This is a genomic window from Rhodococcus sp. SORGH_AS_0303 (assembly GCF_030819335.1).
GTDB lineage: Bacteria > Actinomycetota > Actinomycetes > Mycobacteriales > Mycobacteriaceae > Rhodococcoides.
In genome coordinates, this window is sequence record NZ_JAUTBO010000001.1 from 2,945,069 (window position 1) to 2,962,307 (window position 17,239).

12 protein-coding genes are annotated in these 17,239 nt (G+C 69.0%); 6 read left to right on the forward strand and 6 right to left on the reverse strand.

The genetic code is table 11. The features are described 5' to 3' along the window. The first annotated feature begins 26 nt into the window (after positions 1-26). From QE449_RS13835 to QE449_RS13845, 3 genes are read left to right on the forward strand one after another with little or no spacing between them, the layout of a single operon-like run. Positions 27-1,424 carry an 8-oxoguanine deaminase gene (locus QE449_RS13835; RefSeq protein ID WP_307108981.1) on the forward strand — a complete coding sequence of 466 codons (1,398 nt, stop codon included), beginning with the start codon at positions 27-29 and terminating at the stop codon, positions 1,422-1,424. Between the two features lie 4 nt (positions 1,425-1,428). Next, the gene (locus QE449_RS13840) at positions 1,429-2,241 is read left to right on the forward strand and encodes a xanthine dehydrogenase family protein subunit M (protein ID WP_222627170.1); all 813 of its coding nucleotides are present in this window, start codon (positions 1,429-1,431) and stop codon (positions 2,239-2,241) included. After that, complete coding sequence (locus QE449_RS13845) at positions 2,238-4,940, forward strand: molybdopterin-dependent oxidoreductase (RefSeq protein ID WP_307108982.1); 2,703 nt, start codon at positions 2,238-2,240, stop codon at positions 4,938-4,940. The genes QE449_RS13840 and QE449_RS13845 overlap by 4 nt, the downstream gene beginning before the upstream one ends. Here QE449_RS13845 and QE449_RS13850 read toward each other — a convergent pair. The 3 genes from QE449_RS13850 to QE449_RS13860 form a co-directional block, all read right to left on the reverse strand. Next, positions 4,928-5,392 (reverse strand): Lrp/AsnC family transcriptional regulator, encoded by a 465-nt coding sequence (locus tag QE449_RS13850; RefSeq protein ID WP_027503691.1) that lies wholly within the window; start codon positions 5,390-5,392, stop codon positions 4,928-4,930. The two genes, QE449_RS13845 and QE449_RS13850, sit on opposite strands and share 13 nt — an antisense overlap. A gap of 34 nt (positions 5,393-5,426) precedes the next feature. Continuing rightward, the gene (locus QE449_RS13855) at positions 5,427-6,137 is read right to left on the reverse strand and encodes a CPBP family intramembrane glutamic endopeptidase (protein WP_056447710.1); all 711 of its coding nucleotides are present in this window, start codon (positions 6,135-6,137) and stop codon (positions 5,427-5,429) included. Between the two features lie 69 nt (positions 6,138-6,206). Further along, a complete protein-coding gene (locus QE449_RS13860) occupies positions 6,207-7,361 on the reverse strand; it encodes an NAD(P)H-binding protein (protein WP_056447708.1) in 1,155 nt (384 codons plus the stop codon). Positions 7,362-7,432: 71 nt separating this feature from the next. Between QE449_RS13860 and QE449_RS13865 the strand changes: the two genes are divergently transcribed. The 3 genes from QE449_RS13865 (at position 7,433) to QE449_RS13875 (ending at position 13,515) form a co-directional block, all read left to right on the forward strand. Next, positions 7,433-8,035 (forward strand): hypothetical protein, encoded by a 603-nt coding sequence (locus tag QE449_RS13865; RefSeq protein WP_082042889.1) that lies wholly within the window; start codon positions 7,433-7,435, stop codon positions 8,033-8,035. A 137-nt stretch (positions 8,036-8,172) separates the two neighbouring features. Then, positions 8,173-12,732: an ATP-dependent helicase gene (locus tag QE449_RS13870; RefSeq protein ID WP_307108983.1), complete on the forward strand. Its 4,560-nt coding sequence runs from the start codon at positions 8,173-8,175 to the stop codon at positions 12,730-12,732. A 3-nt stretch (positions 12,733-12,735) separates the two neighbouring features. Next, positions 12,736-13,515 carry a DNA-formamidopyrimidine glycosylase family protein gene (locus tag QE449_RS13875; protein WP_056069272.1) on the forward strand — a complete coding sequence of 260 codons (780 nt, stop codon included), beginning with the start codon at positions 12,736-12,738 and terminating at the stop codon, positions 13,513-13,515. A 13-nt stretch (positions 13,516-13,528) separates the two neighbouring features. Here QE449_RS13875 and QE449_RS13880 read toward each other — a convergent pair whose 3' ends face one another. Genes QE449_RS13880 through QE449_RS13890 form a run of 3 tightly spaced genes read right to left on the reverse strand, consistent with a single transcriptional unit; the run spans position 13,529 to position 17,106 of the window. Then, the gene (locus QE449_RS13880) at positions 13,529-14,182 is read right to left on the reverse strand and encodes a PadR family transcriptional regulator (protein ID WP_222627177.1); all 654 of its coding nucleotides are present in this window, start codon (positions 14,180-14,182) and stop codon (positions 13,529-13,531) included. A gap of 36 nt (positions 14,183-14,218) precedes the next feature. Continuing rightward, the gene (locus QE449_RS13885; RefSeq protein WP_307108984.1) at positions 14,219-15,526 is read right to left on the reverse strand and encodes a serine hydrolase; all 1,308 of its coding nucleotides are present in this window, start codon (positions 15,524-15,526) and stop codon (positions 14,219-14,221) included. Continuing rightward, positions 15,523-17,106 (reverse strand): serine hydrolase, encoded by a 1,584-nt coding sequence (locus QE449_RS13890; protein WP_307108985.1) that lies wholly within the window; start codon positions 17,104-17,106, stop codon positions 15,523-15,525. The genes QE449_RS13885 and QE449_RS13890 overlap by 4 nt, the downstream gene beginning before the upstream one ends. Between the last annotated feature and the right edge of the window lie 133 nt (positions 17,107-17,239).

Consider the following 17,239-nt stretch of genomic DNA (forward strand, 5'->3'; position numbering starts at 1 on the left):
CGGGTGGCCGACACGGTGTTGACTCGGTGACACAGCGAGGACAGGAGTACGACGTGCCGGACCGCATTCTCATCACGGGCGCCCACGTGATCACCGTGGATCCCGCCCGCTCCGAGTGGGCGGCGGGCTGGGTCCTGATCGAGGACGGGCTCATCGCGGCGCTCGGCGACGGGACACCGCCGCCGCGTCCCGACGGTCCGGAGGTCGCCGTCATCGACGGCCGCGGTTGCGTCCTGACTCCCGGCCTCGTGAACACGCACCACCATCTCTATCAGTGGATCACCCGCGGTCTGGCTGCGGACTCGACGCTCTTCGAGTGGTTGACGACGCTGTATCCCGTGTGGGCCGGCATCGACGCCGACTCGGTCCGCGTCGCAGCGACGGGTGGGCTCGCTCGGTTGGCCGCGACCGGATGCACCACCACCACCGACCACCTCTACGTCTTCCCCCACGACGGCGGCGACGTGTTGGGCGCAGAGATCGACGCCGCGAGGACGGTCGGTCTGCGGTTCCACCCGACGCGGGGATCGATGGACCTGGGACACAGTCAGGGTGGTCTGCCGCCGGACAGCGTCGTGGAGTCGCTCGATGCGATCCTGGCCGCGAGCAGCGCCGCGGTCGACCGCTGGCACGACCCGTCCTTCGGATCGATGCTGCGCATCGCTCTCGCACCGTGCTCGCCGTTCTCCGTCACCGGCGACCTCCTTCGCGAATCGGCGACGCTGGCGCGCGAGCTGGGCGTCCGGTTGCACACACACCTCGCCGAGACCCTGGACGAGGAGGAGTTCTGCCGCAGCAACTTCGGCATGACTCCCGTGCAGTACATGGAATCGGTCGGCTGGGTCGGCGACGACGTCTGGTACGCGCACGCCGTGCATCTCGACGACGCCGCGATCGCGACCATGGCGGCCACCGGAACCGGGGCAGCCCACTGCCCCACGTCCAACGCGCGGCTGGGCGCCGGTATCGCCCGAGCGCGCGATCTGATCGACGCTCGGGTTCCCCTGGGGCTCGGCGTCGACGGTGCCGCCAGCAACGAGTCCTGCAGCATGCTCGAGGAGGCGCATCACGCAGCACTGTTCGCACGGGCGCGCGGCGGACCCCGGGCCATGACCGTGCGCGAGAGCCTCGACCTCGCGACACTCGGCGGTGCCCGAGTCCTCGGGCGCGAGAACGAGATCGGCTCGCTGGAGGTGGGCAAGCTCGCCGATCTGGCGCTGTGGCGCATCGACGGCGCCGCCCACGCCGGCATCACCGACCCCGTCGCCGCGTTGGTACTGGGCGACCGGCCGCCCCTCGAACGGCTCCTCGTGCACGGGCGGGTGGTGGTCGAGAACGGGGTGGTCATGACCGTCGACGAGGAGACGGTGGCCCGGGACGTGGCGGCGGCGCACACGGCGCTGCTCACGAAGGCCGGGCGGTGATTCCGTGGACCTGAACACCGTGCGCGAGGTCGTCCGGGCTCGTACGCGGGGCGATCTCTCGGTCATCGACGGCGGCACCGCCGTGGTGGCAGGTGGGACGTGGGTCTTCTCGGAACCGCAGGTGGGGGTGCACCGACTGGTCGATCTGACGGACCTCGGCTGGGAACCCGTCGTCGTCGGTGAGGGGCTGGAGATCGCCGCGACGTGCACCGTGGACACGCTGCGTCGGATGTCGTGGCCGCCGCGGTGGCCGGACCTCGAGTCGCTGGTGGCCCTCTGCTCCGACGCGTTGCTCGCGTCGTTCAAGGTGCAGCAGTTCGCCACGGTCGGTGGGAACATCGCCCTCGGACTTCCCGCGGGATCCATGACCTCGCTCTGTTCGGCGCTCGACGGCGTCGCGGTGATCTGGACCCCCGACGGTCACGAACGGCGCGTGCCCGTCGCGGCGCTGGTCACCGGACCCCAGCGCACGTCGCTCGCACCGGGCGAGGTGATACGCAGCATCGAGATCGACGACGCCGTTCTGCGCTCCCGATTCGCTTGCCGCAGAATGTCCTTGGCACCTCGCGGGCGCTCCGGCGCCGTCGTGATCGGTCGCCGGGACGCCGACGGATCGTGCGTCCTCACCGTCACCGCGTCGACGCGCCGCCCGCACCAGCTGCGACTCGAGGCAGTGCCGCACGCCGAGGACGTGGCCGCGCTGCTGAACGCCGCGATACCCGCCGACCAGTGGTACGACGACGTGCACGGAGCACCGGACTGGCGACGCCACGTGAGCGGCGTGCTGGCACAGCAGATCTGCGAGGAGCTGTCATGAGAGTGGGAGTCAACGGGGAGACCGTGGAGATGTCCCCGCGACCGGGCCAGTGCCTGCGCACGGCCCTGCGCGACGTCGGACTCTTCGAGGTGAAGAAGGGGTGCGACGCGGGCGACTGCGGCGCGTGCTCGGTGCTGCTGGACGGCGCCGCCGTCCAGTCGTGCATCGTTCCGGCCTACCGCGCCGAAGGTCGGGAGGTCACCACGGTGGCCGGGCTGGGCACGCCGGACGACCTGCATCCGATGCAGCAGCGATTCGTCGACGCCGCCGGATTCCAGTGCGGTTTCTGCACGGCCGGCATGATCGTCACCGCCGCCGCCCTCACCGACGAGCAGACCGAGGATCTGGACACCTCACTCAAGGGAAACCTGTGTCGCTGCACCGGGTATCGGGCGATCACCGACGCGGTCACGGGTGTGCGCACCATCGAGAAGTCCACCGAGGGACCGGCGTGCGGACGCTCCGTCGCCGCACCGGCCAGCGCTCGCGTCGTCACGGGAACGGAGCCCTACACGCTCGACGTCGCGATGCCGGGTCTACTGCATCTGTCGGTGCTGGGGAGCCCCCACGCCCGTGCGCGCATCGTCTCGATCGACACGTCGGCCGCGCTGGCCGTCGAGGGTGTGGTCGCGGTGCTCACCCACGAGGACGCGCCGCCCGTCGCCTTCTCCACCGCACGCCACGAGTCACGGGACGACGATCCCGACGACACTCTCGTTCTGGATCGCGAGCTCCGCTACGTCGGGCAGCGGGTGGCAGCGGTGATCGCCGAGTCGGTGGCCGCCGCGGAGGAGGGCAGACGGCGCCTCGTCGTCGAGTACGAGGTGCTGCCCGCCGTGCTGCATCCCGCGGACGCGCTCGCACCGGGAGCCCCGATCGTCCACGCCGGCAAGGGTCCCGAGGCCAGGATCGCGGACGTCGAGCGCAACGTCGTGGCCGAGGTGAGCGGTACGACCGGCGACGTCGAGGCAGGCCTGGCGGCCGCGGACGCCGTGGTGACCGGAACGTGGCGCACCGCCCGCGTGCAGCACACTCACCTCGAGACGCACGGTGCGATCGCCTGGTTTGCCGAGGACGGGCGCCTGACCGTCCGCACGAGCTCGCAGGTCCCGTTCCTCGTACGGGACGAGCTGTGTCACATCTTCGACCTCGATCCGGACACCGTGCGGGTGTTCACGACGCGGGTCGGTGGCGGGTTCGGCGCCAAACAGGAGATGCTCACCGAGGATCTCGTGACGCTCGCCGCTCTGACGGTGCGTCGACCGGTACAGCTCGAGTTCTCCCGTGCCGACCAGTTCACCGTCGCGCCCTGTCGGCATCCCATGGAGGTGTCGGTCACCGCAGCCGCCACGGCCGACGGCACGCTCACCGCGCTGACCCTCGACGTGCTGAGCGATGCAGGCGCCTATGGCAACCACAGTCCCGGTGTGCTGCACCATTCCACCGACTCGATCGCCCTCTACCGCTGCGCGGCCAAGCGCGTCGAGGCGAGAGCGGTGTACACGAACACGATTCCGTCCGGCGCGTTCCGCGGATACGGCGTCGGGCAGACCGGTTTCGCCGTCGAGTCGGCGCTCGACGAGTTGGCGCACCGATTGCACATCGATCCGATCGAGTTCCGGCGTCGCAACGTCGTCGTGCCGGGTGATCCGTTCGTCGCCGCGCACGTCCTCGACGGCGACCTCCTGTTCGGCAGTTACGGACTCGACCAGTGCCTCGATCTCGTGGACGAGGCACTCGCCGAGCCCGGATCGCCGGCGCCCGACGGATGGCAGGTGGGCGTCGGCGTGGCCATCGGTATGAATGCCACCGTGCCGCCGCGCGGCCACGTCTCCGACGCGTCGATCACCGCTCTGCCCGGAGCGCGCTACCTGGTGCGCGTCGGCACCGCCGAGTTCGGTAACGGCACCACGACGGTGCACGGTCAGATCGCGGCGTCGATCCTGAACACGACCGTCGACCGCATCGAGATCGCACAGTCGGACACCGACGTCACCTCCCACGACACGGGCGCCTTCGGGTCGGCGGGCACGGTGGTCGCCGGCAAGGCTGTCGCACTCGCCGCGGAGTCGTTGCGCGAGCGCATCATCGGTGCCGCATCGAGCCTGACCGGATCGCTGCCGACGCAGGGCGTGCTCGGTCCGGAGGGCGTCACGGTGGACGGCGCACTGTGCTCCCTCGACGAGATCGTCGCGGCCCACGACGGACCGTTGGCGGCGGACGGGTACCACGGCGGATCGCCTCGCTCGGTGGTGTTCAACGTCCACGGGTTTCGGGTCGCGGTCGACCCCGGGAGCGGCCGCGTCGCGATCCTGGACTCGGTGCAGGCCGTCGACGCCGGCACGGTGATGAATCCGGTGCAGTGCCGTGGGCAGGTGGAAGGTGGTGTGGCGCAAGCGCTGGGCGCGGCACTGTACGAGGAGATGCGGCTCGACGAGACGGGGCACGTGACCACAGCGTCGCTACGGAACTACCACATCCCGCAACTCGCCGACGTTCCGACGACCCGAGTGTTGTTCGCGGACACCTATGACGCGCTCGGGCCGCTGGGTGCCAAGTCGATGAGCGAGTCTCCGTACAACCCCGTCGCACCGGCGTTGGCCAATGCCGTCACGGACGCCGTCGGCGTACGGCCGCACGCACTGCCGATGTCGGCGGACCGCGTCTGGAGAATGCTGCAGCGCGATCAGGAGTCGTAGAAGGTCTGCAGAATGATGGTGCTGCGGGTCTGCACGTTGGCAGTGGTCCGGATCTGCTGCAGGAGTCGCTCGAGATCCCGCGGTGACGCGACGCGGACCAGCAGCACATAGCTGTCCTCCCCCGCCACGGAATGGCACGCCTGCACCTCGGGCAGCGGCCGTAGACGCGCGGGCGCGTCGTCGGGCGCCGTCGGATCCAAGGGGGTGATGGCCACGAACGCCGACAGTGGCTGGCCGATGGCCTCCCGATCGACGCGCGCGGTGTATCCGAGGATCACCCCGGACGACTCGAGCCTGCGCACTCGTGACTGCACGGCCGAGACCGAGAGGCCCGCCCGCTCCGCGAGGTGAGCGAGAGTCGCACGGCCGTCGGTGATCAGTTCCTCCACCAGCACGCGATCGGTGGCGTCCAGATCGTCCGAGCGGACGGACTTGCCTCGTGCACCGGTCATGGGCGCTACCCTGCCACGTCCCGATCGGGCAGCGTCAGGCGAACAGTGGTGGCATGGCGAAGACCATGACCGTCGACCACGCGACGTGCGTCAGGATCGGCGCGAGAATGCCGCCGGACGCCCGGCGTTCGAGTCCCAGCACGAAACCGAGGGTGATGGCGGCGAAGCCGAGCATCGGGTTGCCCGTGGCCAGAGTGGCAATGGTGTAGACGATCGTCGAGATGACGACCGGCCGCTTCACGCCGATGGCCGAGAACAGAGCGCCGCGGAAGAAGATCTCCTCGGCGACCCCGTTGAACAACGTGATGAAGACGATGAGCGCGAGCGGTCCGACGCGCGCGTGATCGAGGACGTTGGCCGTGAAGTCCCGCAGCGGCGGGATCTCCCGCACGACCAGTGCGCCGAGGATGAACACGCCACCCGCGGCCAGACCGATCGCGATCGGCGTGATGATCGGCCGCCGCAGGGTCCCGCGGAAGTTGATGCGACCGAGGTGCAGTGGCCCGGACAGGAACCCGCCGACGATCCACACCAATGCCAGCGCGATGGTCAGCGTGTAGAACATGGGGTCGCCGGGCTCGGTCGACAGCGACACTCCCAGCAGCGTCGCGCCCACGACGAGCACGACCGCCACGATGATGCGCCGCCGTAGGAAGGCGCGATCGGTCTCGTGATGGTCGCGGTCGACCTTGTCCACCAGCGCGTTGCGCACGATGGATTCGGCCCTCATCTGCCAGGACACCATGAAGTACTCCTCCGGCTCGTCGAACCTGTCGGTCGTGTCGGAACTTGCGGTCTGTGAACGAGAGACCGACTAGAACTTCAGAAGAGACCGTACCCGGGACGAGACCGCGGCAACCACGTCCAGATTGGTCCGGACGACCGGAGCGACGGGCCACGAGTAGAGCACCGCGCCGATGCCGAGTGCCTCGGCGAGCTTCCACCCGTCCTCGCTCAGCAGTTCGGCGCCGCGGCGGCGAATGCTGCGGACGTCGCCGCCGGTCCACTCCGCGTCCGAGGACACCAGGCGCAGCGAGTCGGGCGTCGTGGCCAGGCCGCGGGTGGCGCTCGCGCCGAGCAGGCTTCGGCGCATGGCGTCGTCGACGTCGGTGAGACCGCCCTCAGGCTCGGGGACGAACTCCGAGATGCGGTTCTCCGAGGCGGTCATCGAGTTCACGAGAGACTGCACCAGGTCGTCGGCGAGCAGTCCCGGAACCGGGATCAGTCGGCCGATCACGAGAGCCGCGAGCTTGGTCGGGATGCCCGGGGTGGGCACACCCAGACGATGCAGCTCGGCAGCGCGGACGTAGGCGAAGACGAGGTCCTTGTACGGAAGGATCTCGGGGCCCGCGATGTCGTACGCGTCGGCGGGCACGTCGGGTGACGCGCACGCGAGGAGATAGTGCACGACGTCGTCGACGGCGATCGGCTGCACCGGCTTGCTCAACCAGCTCGGGAGCGGCAGCACAGGCAGCCGGTCCGCGAGGTACCGGATCATCTCGAAGGACGTCGATCCGGCGCCGATGACGATGGCGGCGCGCAGCCACACCACCTCGATGCCGTCGATGGTGAGCGCCTCGCCCACCTCGGCGCGGCTCGCGAGGTGCTCGGACAGCTTCTCGCCCTCGGGGACGAAGCCACCGAGGTAGACGATGCGGCGGACACCCGCGGCGCGTGCCGCCTCGGCGAAGTGCCGGGCGGACGCGAGGTCGGTGGCCCGGTAGCCGGATTCCCCGATGGCGTGCACCAGGTAGTACGCGACGTCGATGTCCTCCGCGGACAGCGCCTCGGCGCACGAGTCGGCGTCGGTCACATCGAGTCGCACCGCCCGCACGTCGTCGTGCCAGTCGAAGGCGGTCAGCCTCTCCGGCGTGCGCGAGCCCACGACGACGCTCTCGTCGGCCGACACGAGCGCGTCGACGAGGCGAGAACCGATGTAGCCGCTGGCCCCGGTCACGAAAGCAGTCATGTTCTCGACATTACGGGTGCGGTGCGCTCGCATACCGCCGCGTGAGGGGCGTCACCGTGCACACTGTGCTCATGGCCGACGTGGATCGACACCGAGCACCCGACAACGATCTGTCGGTGCGCACCGTCCGGCTGCCCGTACCGTCACTCGGCAACATGCTCGGACTCGCACGCGGCACCGTGCTCTGGTCGCTCGACACCGTCGCGTTCGTCGCCCAGCTGCCCCGGCGCATCGACGACCTGTTCGTGCGTGTCGACGAGGTGATCGCCGCCATCGAGCGCATCACCGACCAGGCTCAGACCGTCATCGGCAAGGTCTCGGCCACCACCGAGGACGCGCAGGGCGTCATCGTCGGGGCGGAGTCGGCCTCGTCCAAGGCGCTGGCGATGATCTCGGAGCTCGAACCGATCACCGAGCGCGCGATTCCGCTGGGCCGCACCTTCGTGGACAACTTCTCCGAGGCCGAGGTTCAGGCGGCCGTGAAGCTCGTGGACCAGCTGCCGGAGCTGGTGCAGCGGATGGAGGGCATCATGCCGATCCTCGCCACGCTCGACACGGTGTCCCCCGAGATTCACGAACTGCTCGAGGTGACCAAGGACGTGCGCAAGGCCGTCATCGGCATCCCGGGTTTCAAGTTCTTCCGCAATCGCGGCGAGGAACGCCTGCACGACTGATCGTCGCGCCGCCACACCTCGCGAGTACGTCCAGAGTGCTGTGATCCCGGCCTTCTCAGCGACCTCATCGACGTACTCGCGGGGGGTGGGGACGCGCATCCGGCGACCGTGTCAGGGGGTCCGTGCACTATGGAGAGGTGAAGAACCCTCCCACTCCGGCACCGGAGGACGTGCTCGCGCGATTCACGGCTCCGACGCGGGCGTGGTTCGACGGCGCCTTCCCCGCGCCCACCGCCGCTCAGCTCGGCGCGTGGGACTCCATCTCCAGCGGCGCGCACACCCTCGTCGTCGCTCCCACCGGCTCCGGCAAGACTCTGTCCGCGTTCCTGTGGGCGCTGGACAAGCTGGTGAGCCGTGATCCCGAGGACACGGCACCCGGCACCCGCGTGCTGTACGTCTCGCCGCTGAAGGCGCTCGCGGTGGACGTCGAGCGCAACCTGCGCGCTCCCCTGGTCGGCATCACGCAGACGGCCAAGCTGCAGGGCGTCGCGCCGCCGGAGATCTCGGTGGGCGTGCGCTCCGGCGACACCAGCCCCGCCGATCGTCGTCTGATGCTCAAGACGCCGCCGGACATCCTCATCACGACACCCGAGTCGTTGTTCCTGATGCTGACGTCCGCGGCACGCGAATCCCTCGAGCATGTCGACACCGTCATCGTCGACGAGGTGCATGCCGTCGCCGGCACCAAACGCGGCGCGCACCTGGCGCTGTCGCTGGAGCGGCTCGACGCGAGGTTGGACAAGCCCGCTCAGCGCATCGGGCTCTCCGCCACCGTCCGTCCACACGAGGAGGTGGGACGCTTCCTCACCGGGTCCGCACCCATCAGCATCGTGTGCCCGCCGTCGCCGAAGACGTTCGACCTCTCGGTGCGCGTTCCGGTGGAGGACATGACGGAACTCGGCACCACCGAGCCGCAGGAGGGGTCGGCCTCCGCCGCTCCGCAGCAGGGGTCCATCTGGCCGCATGTCGAAGCGCAGATCGTCGACCTCGTCCTGGAGCACCGGTCGTCCATCGTCTTCGCCAACTCCCGACGGCTCTCGGAGCGACTCACCGCGCGCCTCAACGAGATCTACGCCGAACGCCTCGGTGACGGTGCACCCGTCGACCACGCACCGCCGTCGCAGATCGGCGCCTCCGGTGACGTCGTCCACGGTGCCGAGCCGCTGCTGGCCCGCGCGCATCACGGCAGCGTGAGCAAGGATCAGCGCGCGCTCATCGAGGACGACCTGAAGTCCGGCCGACTGAAATGCGTCGTCGCCACCAGCAGTCTCGAGCTCGGGATCGACATGGGCGCAGTCGATCTGGTGGTGCAGGTCGAGGCGCCGCCGTCCGTGGCCAGCGGTCTGCAGCGTGTCGGTCGCGCCGGCCACCAGGTCGGCGAGATCTCCCGCGGCGTGCTGTTCCCGAAGCACCGCACCGACCTGATCCACTGTGCTGTCACCGTGCAGCGGATGACAGACGGGCACATCGAGGCGCTGAAGGTGCCGGCCAATCCGCTCGACATCCTGGCCCAGCACACCGTGGCGGCGTGCGCGCTCGAACCCATCGACGCCGACGAGTGGTTCGACATGGTCAGGCGCACCGGCAATTTCGGGTCGCTGCCCCGGTCCGCCTACGAGTCCACGCTGGACCTGCTGTCGGGAAAGTACCCGTCCGACGAGTTCGCCGAGCTGCGGCCACGTTTGGTCTGGGACCGCGACGGCGGGTCGCTCACCGGTCGCCCCGGCGCCCAGCGCCTGGCGGTCACCTCGGGCGGCGCCATCCCCGACCGCGGACTGTTCGGCGTCTTCATGGTCGGCGAGAAGGCCAGCCGCGTCGGCGAACTGGACGAGGAGATGGTCTACGAGTCGCGCGTCGGAGACGTCTTCGCCCTCGGTGCCACCAGTTGGCGCATCGAGGAGATCACCCACGATCGAGTTCTCGTCAGCCCGGCCTACGGGCAGCCCGGCCGACTGCCGTTCTGGCACGGCGACGGACTCGGTCGCCCGGCCGAACTGGGCGAGGCACTGGGCGCGTTCCTGCGCGAGTCGTCGGACGACGACGCGCTGCGCGGCCGGCTGCAGGAGAGCGGGCTCGACGTCAACGCGGTGAACAACCTGTCCGCGCTGCTCACCGAGCAGCGCACGGCGACGGGCCACATGCCCACCGATCGCACGTTGGTCGTCGAACGGTTCCGCGACGAGCTGGGCGACTGGCGTCTGGTGCTGCACTCCCCGTACGGCCAGCAGGTGCACGCACCGTGGGCCCTGGCCATCGGCGCGCGCCTCATCGAGCGGTACGGCATCGACTCGCAGCCCACGGCATCGGACGACGGCATCATCGTGCGCCTCCCGGACACCGACGACGAGCCGCCGGGCCCGGACCTGTTCGTCTTCGAGAAGGACGAGATCACCGACATCGTCACCGAGCAGGTCGGTGGCTCCGCCCTCTTCGCGTCGCGGTTCCGTGAATGTGCCGCGCGCGCACTGCTTCTGCCCCGCCGCAATCCGGGCAAGCGAGCGCCGCTCTGGCAGCAGCGTCAACGCGCCGCGCAGCTTCTCGACGTGGCCAAGAAGTACCCCACGTTCCCCATCCTGCTCGAGACGGTGCGCGAGTGCCTGCAGGACGTGTACGACCTGCCCGCACTCGAGGACCTGTGTGTGCGGATCGCACGCCGCCAGATCCGCATCGTCGACGTCGAGACCGACTCCCCGTCACCGTTCGCCACCTCGTTGCTCTTCAGCTACGTCGGCCAGTTCATGTACGAGGGCGACTCACCGCTCGCCGAGCGTCGTGCTGCTGCACTGTCTCTCGACGCCTCGCTGCTGGCGGAGCTGCTCGGACGCGTCGAACTGCGCGACCTGCTCGACGGCGACGTCGTCACCGACACCGAGCTCGAACTGCAGCGCCTCGTCGACGACCGCAAGGCACGTGACGCGGAGGGCGTGGCCGATCTGCTGCGCCTGCTCGGCCCGCTCACGACGGCGGAGATAGAGGCACGCATCGAGTCGCCCGGCTCCGCAGCGCAGTGGGCGGGCGAGCTCACCGCGGCGCGCCGCGCCCTCGAGGTCTCGTTCGCCGGGTCGCAGTGGTGGGTCGCCATCGAGGACGCCAGCAGACTCCGTGATGCGCTGGGTGTCCCGTTGCCCATCGGCACCCCGGCGGCGTTCATCGAGCCGGTCGAGGATCCGCTCGGGGATCTCGTGAGCCGCTACGCGCGCACCCACGGTCCGTTCTCGGTCGCGGACGTCGCCGGCCGCTTCGGCATCGGGTCGGCGGTCGCCCGCGACGTGCTGCTACGCCTCGTCGCCCAGAAGCGGGTGGTGGAAGGTGAATTCCGGCCCGGCGGTTCGGGCAGTGAGTGGTGTGACGCCGAGGTGCTGCGCAGGCTCCGCCGGCGTTCGCTCGCCGCCGCACGCCAGGACGTCGAACCCGTGTCCACCGGTGTCCTGGGCCGCTTCCTGCCGCGCTGGCAGCACGTCGGCGGCACCCTGCGCGGACTCGACGGCGTGGCGACGGTCGTCGACCAGCTCGCCGGTGTCCCGGCTCCTGCCTCGGCCTGGGAATCGCTGATCCTGCCCCAGCGTGTCCGGGACTACTCCCCCGCGATGCTCGACGAGCTCACCGCCACCGGCGAAGTGGTGTGGTCCGGCCACGGCGCGATCTCCTCGAAGGACGGGTGGATCTGCCTCCATCCCGCCGACGCCGCCCCGGTGACGCTGCCGCCCGCCAAGGACGACGAACTGACGGATTTGCAGCAGACCGTGCTGCAGGTGCTCTCGGGCGGCGGCGCGTACTTCTTCCGACAGCTGTCCGACACCGTCGGGCAGCTGCACCAGACCGAGTCCGGCGCCCCGGCCGACGACACGACTCTGGTTGCGGCACTGTGGGATCTGGTGTGGACCGGTCACCTCACCAACGACACGTTCGCCCCGCTGCGAGCGCTGCTGCACGGCACCACCCGTTCCGCGCCGAGCCACCGCCCCGCGCGACGCTCGCCGCGGGCGCGGTCCTACCAGCGGTTCGCGCGACCCTCATTACCGACGCGCACGGGACCACCCTCCGCGGGTGGCCGGTGGGCCCTACTTCCGGAGGCCGAGTCGGACCCCACCATCCGGGCACATGCCACCTCGGACATCCTGCTCGAGCGCTACGGCGTCGTCACCCGAGGGTCCGTCATGAACGAGGGCGTGCCCGGCGGCTTCGGCGGTGTCTACAAGGTGCTCACCGGCTTCGAGGACAGCGGCCGGGCGCGACGCGGCTATTTCGTCGACTCGCTCGGCGGCGCCCAGTTCTCCACCTCGGACGTCGTCGACCGACTGCGCAGCGAGTCGGAACGTCCTGTCGGAGCCGTCGCACTTGCCGCGACCGATCCCGCCAACCCGTACGGCGCCGCACTGCCCTGGCCCAAGAGTCCTGTGGACGCGGCATCCGGGCACCGCCCCGGACGCAAGGCCGGTGCCCTCGTCGTCATGGTGGACGGCGAACTCGTGCTGTACGTCGAGCGGGGCGGCAAGACGGTGCTCACCTTCACCGAGGAGCGCGACGTGCTGGTCACCGCGGCGTCGGCTCTCGTGTCGTTGGTGACCACCAGGTCCGTCGACAAGCTGGTGATCGAACGCACCGACGGGAGCGACATCCACGGCTCCGTCTTCGCGACGATCCTCACCGAGGCGGGCTTCTCGGCGACGCCGCGTGGCCTCCGGATCAGGGCCTGATCCATGCCCGAAGGCGACACCGTCTGGCGCACGGCCAACAGTCTGCGCGACGCACTCGACGGCAAGGTTCTCACCACGTGTGATGTGCGCGTGCCGCGCTACGCCACGGTCGACTTCACCGGCGAGACAGTGGAATCGGTTCTCTCGGCGGGAAAACACCTCGTCATCGAGGTCGGCGGCAAGGTCATCCACTCCCACCTGAAGATGGAAGGCGCCTGGCACGTCTACCAGCCGGACACACCGTGGCGACGGCCCGCCTACCAAGCGCGCATCGTGCTCGGGACGAGTGACAGGGTCGCAGTCGGATTCGAACTCGGTGTCGTCGAGATACTGGATACCGTCGAGGAAGCGGTCGGATATCTCGGGCCGGATCTGCTGGGGCCCCTGTGGGATCCGGCGGAGGCCCTTGCGAATCTCGAAGCGGAGCCCGACAGGCCGATCGGTCTCGCTCTGCTCGACCAACGCGTCATCGCCGGTCTCGGGAACGTCTACCGCAACGAGATCCTGTTCCTGCGCGGCGTCGATCCCCACACTCCCGTTGCCGAGGCGGGCAATCTGGCCAAGATGATCGATCTGTCACACCGGACGATCACGGCCAACAAGAACCGCAACGCGCGCACCTTCACCGGTGATCTCCGTGCGGGCCGGCACTTCTGGGTCTACGGCCGCGAAAACAAGCCGTGCCGCCGATGCGGAACGCGCATCCGCGAGGGGCTGCTCGGCGACAACCCGCTCGAAGAGCGGCAGATCTACTGGTGCCCGAGGTGCCAACCCGCTCCGTGAACCGACTGTCCGGTCACGGCTCGTGGGACACCTCCGGTGCACCCAGCCGCGCGGAGGCGTCGAGCATCGTCTCGGTCCGATCCCGGTGCGAGGTGGCCGGAGACGTGGTGTCCGGCCAGTCCTCGATCTCGGCCAGCGCCCAGTCGCTCCACTCGACGATGTGCGAGAAGTGTCCGACCATGAAGCGATTGGCGAGAGCCATCAGGTGCTGACGCTCGGGAAACGTCGCGACGGTGGTGTCTCGCAGCGTGACGGCGTGCCGCCCGAAGAGTCGGCGGGTGGCGTCGGCCTGTTCCCGCATCGTCCGTAGGTTGCCGCGCAGGTCCTCGATGGAACCCTGCTCGGCGAACAGCACCCGCATCATGCCCTCGAACTCGAGAGCCGACGGGCGAGACTTCTCCGCCAACCATGCCGTCAGGGCTGCGCGCCCCTCGTCGGTGATCGAGTAGACGGTGCGGGGACGCGCGCCCACCGCATCGGCCCTCGCTGTCACGAGCCCACGCTCGAGCAACTTCTTCGGCGCGTTGTAATGCTGCCGTCCCGCCCGAGGCCACAGTTCGCCGACACCACGACCGAACAGTTCCGAGATGTCGTACGCGGTGAGGTCCCGCGACACCAACATGCCGAGCACGACGTACGACGTCGTGGTGAGGTCGCCCTGAGCCACCGGTTCCACCTCTGGATTTCTCCCCCGGTAACGAGCCTACTTGCCGGTGTCCTCCGCCACCTCTTCGATGTCGTCGGCTGTGTCCTCGGCGCCGGATGACGGCCCGGACTGCTGCGGGTACAGGGCTTTCGCCAGCGACCCGGCCAGCGCCGCTGCCGGCGCACTCCCGTCCGTTCCGGGCGCCATGTTCGCCCAGACCACCATCGTCAGGTCGTTGACCGGGTCGTACCCCATGAAGGAGTTGTACCCGGGCATCTCGCCGATGTGGCCGAACATCGGTCCCATCTGCGCGAGCCCGTAGCCGTACCCGGCAGAGGACGGGTTGTCGGGGTCGGTCGGCTGCACACTGTCCATCCGCAACGTCTGGGTGTCCGCGTCGAGCAGGTCGCCCTTGACCAGCGCCCGGACCCACGTGGCCAGATCGTTCGCCGTCGAGATGCCCTGACCGGCCGAGCTCGTCCACGACGGGTTGTCGTTCGTGGTGTCCCTCGGCTGAACCGAGCCGGCGTCGATCGCAGCGATCCGCTCCGGAGACAGCGCTTCCTTGCCCTCACCGAGCGTCTCGACGTTGCCGCTGTAGCTGTACCCGCGGGTGAACGGCGCCGGGATGCTCGTGTCGGTGGTGGTGGGATACGACGTCCCCACCAGCGCCAGTGGACCGAAGAGCCTGTCCTGGAAGATCTGGGCAATGGGCTTGCCGTCGAGCTTCTCGGCGATCAGTCCGAGCAGCACCGTGTTGGTGTTGGAGTAGCTGTAACCCTCTCCCGGTGGGAAGTTCGGCGGATTGCTCAGCCCCAGTGCGACAAGCTCCTCGGCGGTCCACACCCGGCCGGGATCGGTGTCGAGTGCCTCGTTGAGCTCCACGGTCTGGGTGTAGCTGTAGAGTCCACTGCGCATGTCGAGCAACTGCCCGATCGTGATGGCATCACCGTTCGGCACATCCGGCCGGAACGTGCTCACCGGATCGTCGACGGACAGCAACCCCTCTTGGACCATCTGCAGGATGACCGTGCCCGTCCACGTCTTCGTGTTCGACCCGATCCGCACCTTGGTGTCGAGAGTCGGGGCCTCCGACCGATCGGCCGCCACCGAACCCCAGGTCTTGACGTACTCACCGTCCGGCGTGGTGATCAGCACGACCATGCCGATCTCCCGCGACGTCGTGGCGACGTCCTCGACCATCGCGTCGAGAGCTGCGGGATCGAGTGGCAGGAGAGCCGATTCGGTCGCTGACGACGTGACCGGTGCCGGCGCCTCACCGCTGCCGGACGAGCAGCCCGCGACGAAGATCAAGGCAGAGGCCGTCGCGATACCGACGGAACGGGAGACAGTGCGAACAGTCATGAGCGTGTGAACCTTCCGAGTCCCTGCTTGTCGAGGTATTCGACCGTGAACGAGCCGGGAGCACCGTTCACGATCTCGAACGTGACCCCTGTCGGACCGACCGCGTTCTCGCCGGACGTCTCGAAGAAGTAGGTGTCACCGTCGTAGTGGGTCAGTGGGTACGTCAGCTGACCGTCCTTGCCGACGGTGAGCGTGAGCCGGTCACCGTCCGCCGAGACCCGCGCCGGACCGTGGAACGGGCTGTCGAACGTTCCGACGTACTCGGTCGCGGGACGAGCAGGGGTCACCGAGGCCGGCGGTGTCGCGTAGTCGATCGGCGACGCCTCCTCCTCTGCGATCCCGTCGAAGATCCCGGCGATCAACGGTGCCCAGTCGACGGTCTGCCGACCGTTCCTCACCTGGTCCATGAACTGCGCGGCAACAGTTTCCGAGCCCCCGACCGGTGCCGAGTTGGACAGGACGACGATGCCCAGCTGTTCACTCGGCAACATGAACACGGTGGTGCTCGCCCCGAGGGCGAACGCTCCGGAATGCGACAGCTCGACGCGCCCCTTGTCGTCCGTGCCCACGTTGAATCCCAACCCGTAGAACGAGTCTCGCGCGCCCTCCGTCCCGGACGCGCCCGACAGGGAGTGCGAGGTGTGCGTGTACTGCAATGCGTCCGCGTCGACGATGCGACGACCCTCGAACTCTCCCCCGCCGAGTTCCATGCGGATCCACTTCGTCATGTCGTCGACGGACGAACTCGCTCCGCCGGCAGGTGACTGGTTGTCGGGCTCGCGGACGTACTTCGCTTCCCACTCGGTGGTCGAACCCTCGGCCAGCACGTGGTTCACCGCATGGTTGGGCGAGTTCGCCCAGTCCTCGAATCGTGACGAGGTGTCGGCCATGCCGAGGGGCTCGTAGATGCGACGCCGAGACAGCTCGGGCCAGTCGGTGCCCTGCGCCTTTGCCGCGGCGTTGCCGGCGGCGGTGAACCCGAAGTTCGTGTACGCGTAGCTGTCCCGGAACGATCCCAGCGGGAGCTGGTCGAGGCGGCCCATGATGTCGTCGTAGTCGTAGCCGAAGTCCTCGAGCACGTCACCGGCGTGATCGGGCAGACCCGATCGGTGCGAGAGCAGATCGACGAACGTCGCGTGCTCGCTCACGTACGGATCCGCCACCGCGAACTCCGGCTCGTACCGTCGGACAGGATCGGCCCAGTCGACCGCTCCGTCTCCGACCGAGGCAGCGATGACGCTCGACGCGACCGGCTTGGACACCGACGCGAGCTGGAACCGGGTGTGGGTGTCGACAGGCTCGTCGGTACCGACCTTCCGGACACCGAATCCCCGCGAGTACAGAACCTCGTCCTGGTACACGACGGCAGCCGCGACTCCCGGCGTCCCGGTCCGCGCCATCATCTCCTCGACGTACCGGTCGAGATCGCCGACGGCCGCGTCGACGTCCGCGCGGTCGATCTGGGCGGCTGGGACGGCCGGCGGGCTGTCTGCGAGTGGCTCCGGCGATGCCTCCTCCGAGCTGCACCCCGCTGCCACCAAGGCCAGCGTCACTACCGTCGCAGCAATTCTCGCGGCCATCTCGTCATCCCCGTTCGACGTGCCGAGTCCCCGTCCCACGAACATGGGCTGGAGACCGATCGGTTCGAGACCCTACGCCGATACCGCACTGTGCACCATGCAACTTGCACCATCAGCAGAAGCCGGGTGTACC

Bases quoted from the DNA above. Each gene is read 5' to 3' on its own strand.
- QE449_RS13845 (WP_307108982.1), top strand. From the start codon at position 2,238: ATGAGAGTGGGAGTCAACGGGGAGACCGTGGAGATGTCCCCGCGACCG.
- QE449_RS13850 (WP_027503691.1), bottom strand. From the start codon at position 5,392: ATGACCGGTGCACGAGGCAAGTCCGTCCGCTCGGACGATCTGGACGCC.
- QE449_RS13855 (WP_056447710.1), bottom strand. From the start codon at position 6,137: ATGGTGTCCTGGCAGATGAGGGCCGAATCCATCGTGCGCAACGCGCTG.
- QE449_RS13860 (WP_056447708.1), bottom strand. From the start codon at position 7,361: ATGACTGCTTTCGTGACCGGGGCCAGCGGCTACATCGGTTCTCGCCTC.
- QE449_RS13865 (WP_082042889.1), top strand. From the start codon at position 7,433: ATGGCCGACGTGGATCGACACCGAGCACCCGACAACGATCTGTCGGTG.
- QE449_RS13875 (WP_056069272.1), top strand. From the start codon at position 12,736: ATGCCCGAAGGCGACACCGTCTGGCGCACGGCCAACAGTCTGCGCGAC.
- QE449_RS13885 (WP_307108984.1), bottom strand. From the start codon at position 15,526: ATGACTGTTCGCACTGTCTCCCGTTCCGTCGGTATCGCGACGGCCTCT.
- QE449_RS13890 (WP_307108985.1), bottom strand. From the start codon at position 17,106: ATGGCCGCGAGAATTGCTGCGACGGTAGTGACGCTGGCCTTGGTGGCA.